Source organism: Burkholderia sp. LK4 (assembly GCF_001043615.1).
GTDB classification, from domain to species: domain Bacteria; phylum Pseudomonadota; class Gammaproteobacteria; order Burkholderiales; family Burkholderiaceae; genus Burkholderia; species Burkholderia cepacia.
The window spans coordinates 1-2,375 of sequence record NZ_LDUL01000158.1; the positions used below are offsets into that span (position 1 = coordinate 1).

The 2,375-nt window shown below is 66.3% G+C and carries 3 protein-coding genes and 1 pseudogene; all 4 read left to right on the forward strand.

Annotated features, from left to right (window positions below; translation table 11 throughout):
- A pseudogene (locus tag VK92_RS38515) lies at positions 1-186 on the forward strand (iron-sulfur cluster carrier protein ApbC); the annotation flags it as partial.
- Positions 187-319: 133 nt separating this feature from the next.
- Positions 320-856, forward strand: a complete 537-nt coding sequence (gene sodC / locus VK92_RS38520) for a superoxide dismutase [Cu-Zn] (protein WP_027786736.1) — start codon at positions 320-322, stop codon at positions 854-856.
- A gap of 112 nt (positions 857-968) precedes the next feature.
- Positions 969-1,538 (forward strand): dCTP deaminase, encoded by a 570-nt coding sequence (gene dcd, locus VK92_RS38525; protein WP_006398615.1) that lies wholly within the window; start codon positions 969-971, stop codon positions 1,536-1,538.
- 81 nt (positions 1,539-1,619) lie between these two features.
- Positions 1,620-2,375, forward strand: a 756-nt coding sequence (locus VK92_RS38530; RefSeq protein ID WP_048468255.1) for an Orn/Lys/Arg decarboxylase N-terminal domain-containing protein, incomplete at its 3' end; no start/stop codon positions are given.

A 2,375-nucleotide genomic window follows, 5' to 3' on the forward strand; every position in this document is an offset into this window, starting at 1 on the left:
AGCCTGCCGCTCGACATCGCGATCCGCGAGCGCGCCGACAGCGGCACGCCGACGGTCGCGGCCGATCCCGAAGGCGCGCTGGCCCGTCGTTACCGCGACATCGCGCGCGGCGTCGCGCTGGCGATTGCCGAGCGTTCGCGCGACATGACGTCGAAGTTCCCGTCGATCGTTGTTCAAAATACGTAAAACCCTTGCGGGGCGGGGCCTCACGCTGTTTACGGCGCCGCGAGGCGCGGTATCATGGCGACTTTTCCCGGGTCCCTTTACCCGCCCGGCGCGGCCGTCGTGTCAAACGGCCGCCAGCCGGCATGAGGATCGAATGAAACAACGACATCACGGCGTGCGCGCCGGCCGCGTGCGGTACGCGCTGCTGGCCGCCGCCGCGCTGGGCCTGCTGGCCGGCTGCACCTCCTTTTCCTCGTCGCACGAAAAACGGGCCGACGCACAACTGCAGCCGACGGTCGGCTCGCAGGCGCGCGGCGCGGTGACGTTCGTCGAGCGTCCGGACGGCGTTCAGGTCACGTACAACCTGGCCGGCCTTCCGCCCAACAGCGATCACGCGCTACAGGTGCACGAACGCGGCGACTGCAACGCGGGCGACGGCTCGAGCGCCGGCCAGGTGTTCGCGCCGGCCGCCGACCGGTTGCGCGCGGGCGCCCGCGTCGCCGGCGATCTCGGCAACATCCATGCGGACGCGAACGGCGTCGCGGCCGGCTTCATCGTCGCGCCCGATCTGGCCCTCGATGGCGTGCGCTCGGCGATGAACCGCGCGGCGCTGGTGCACCGCGACTCGAGCGATCCCGCGTTTCCGCAGCATGGCGCGGGGCCCGCACTCGCCTGCGGCGTGATCCGTTGACGGCCGCCGCGTGCGCCGGCCGATGATCGCGTAAAATGTGCGCCTTTCCCGGCCGCCGCTTCGCGGGTATGGCCCTCACCGACTGTCACGCAGCGTTTCCAGGCGCCCTGTTATGAGCATCAAGTCCGACAAATGGATTCGGCGCATGGCCGAAGAGCACAAGATGATCGAGCCGTTCGTGCCCGATCAGGTCCGCGCGTCCGAGGACGGCCGCCGGATCGTCAGCTACGGCACGTCGAGCTACGGCTACGACATCCGCTGCGCGGACGAATTCAAGATCTTCACGAACATCAACTCGACGATCGTCGATCCGAAGAACTTCGACGAGGGGTCGTTTGTCGATTTCAAGGGCGACGTGTGCATCATCCCGCCGAACTCGTTCGCGCTGGCCCGCACCGTCGAATATTTCCGCATCCCGCGCACCGTGCTCACCGTCTGCCTCGGCAAGTCGACCTATGCGCGCTGCGGGATCATCGTCAACGTGACGCCGTTCGAACCCGAGTGGGAAGGCTACGTCACGCTGGAATTCTCGAACACCACGCCGTTGCCCGCGAAGATCTACGCGAACGAAGGCGTCGCGCAGGTGCTCTTCTTCGAAAGCGACGAAGTGTGCGACGTGTCGTACGCGGATCGCGGCGGCAAGTATCAGGGGCAGCGCGGTGTCACGCTGCCGAAAACCTGATCTGGTTGCATAACGTCTCACCAGTTTCCGGGTGACCGCTGCGCGTGACGCGCCGCGGTCGTTCTTTTTGGAGAATCGCCCATGAAGTTTCGTTTCCCCGTCGTCATCATCGACGAAGATTTCCGCTCCGAAAACATCTCGGGCTCCGGCATCCGGGCGTTGGCCGAAGCGATCGAGAAGGAGGGCGTCGAAGTCCTCGGCCTCACGAGCTACGGCGATCTGACGTCGTTCGCGCAGCAGTCGAGCCGCGCGTCGTGCTTCATCCTGTCGATCGACGACGACGAACTCATGCTCGGCGAAACCGGCCCGGACGGCGAACTGCCCGAACTCGCGACCGCGATCATCGAGCTGCGCGCGTTCGTCACCGAAGTGCGCCGCCGCAACGCGGACATCCCGATCTTCCTGTACGGCGAGACGCGCACGTCGCGCCACCTGCCGAACGACATCCTGCGCGAGCTGCACGGCTTCATCCACATGTTCGAGGACACGCCGGAGTTCGTCGCGCGCCACATCATCCGTGAAGCGAAGGTCTATCTCGACTCGCTCGCGCCGCCGTTCTTCAAGGAACTGGTGAAGTACGCGGACGAAGGCTCGTACTCGTGGCACTGCCCGGGCCACTCGGGCGGCGTCGCGTTCCTGAAGAACCCGCTCGGCCAGATGTTCCACCAGTTCTTCGGCGAGAACATGCTGCGCGCCGACGTCTGCAACGCGGTCGATGAACTCGGCCAGCTGCTCGACCACACGGGCCCGGTGGCGGCCTCCGAGCGCAACGCGGCGCGCATCTTCAGCGCCGATCACCTGTTCTTCGTGACCAACGGCACGTCGACGTCGAACAAG

What these genes read in the sequence shown, in the direction of transcription:
- sodC (WP_027786736.1), top strand. Translation starts at nt 320, where the DNA reads ATGAAACAACGACATCACGGCGTGCGCGCCGGCCGCGTGCGGTACGCG.
- dcd (WP_006398615.1), top strand. Translation starts at nt 969, where the DNA reads ATGAGCATCAAGTCCGACAAATGGATTCGGCGCATGGCCGAAGAGCAC.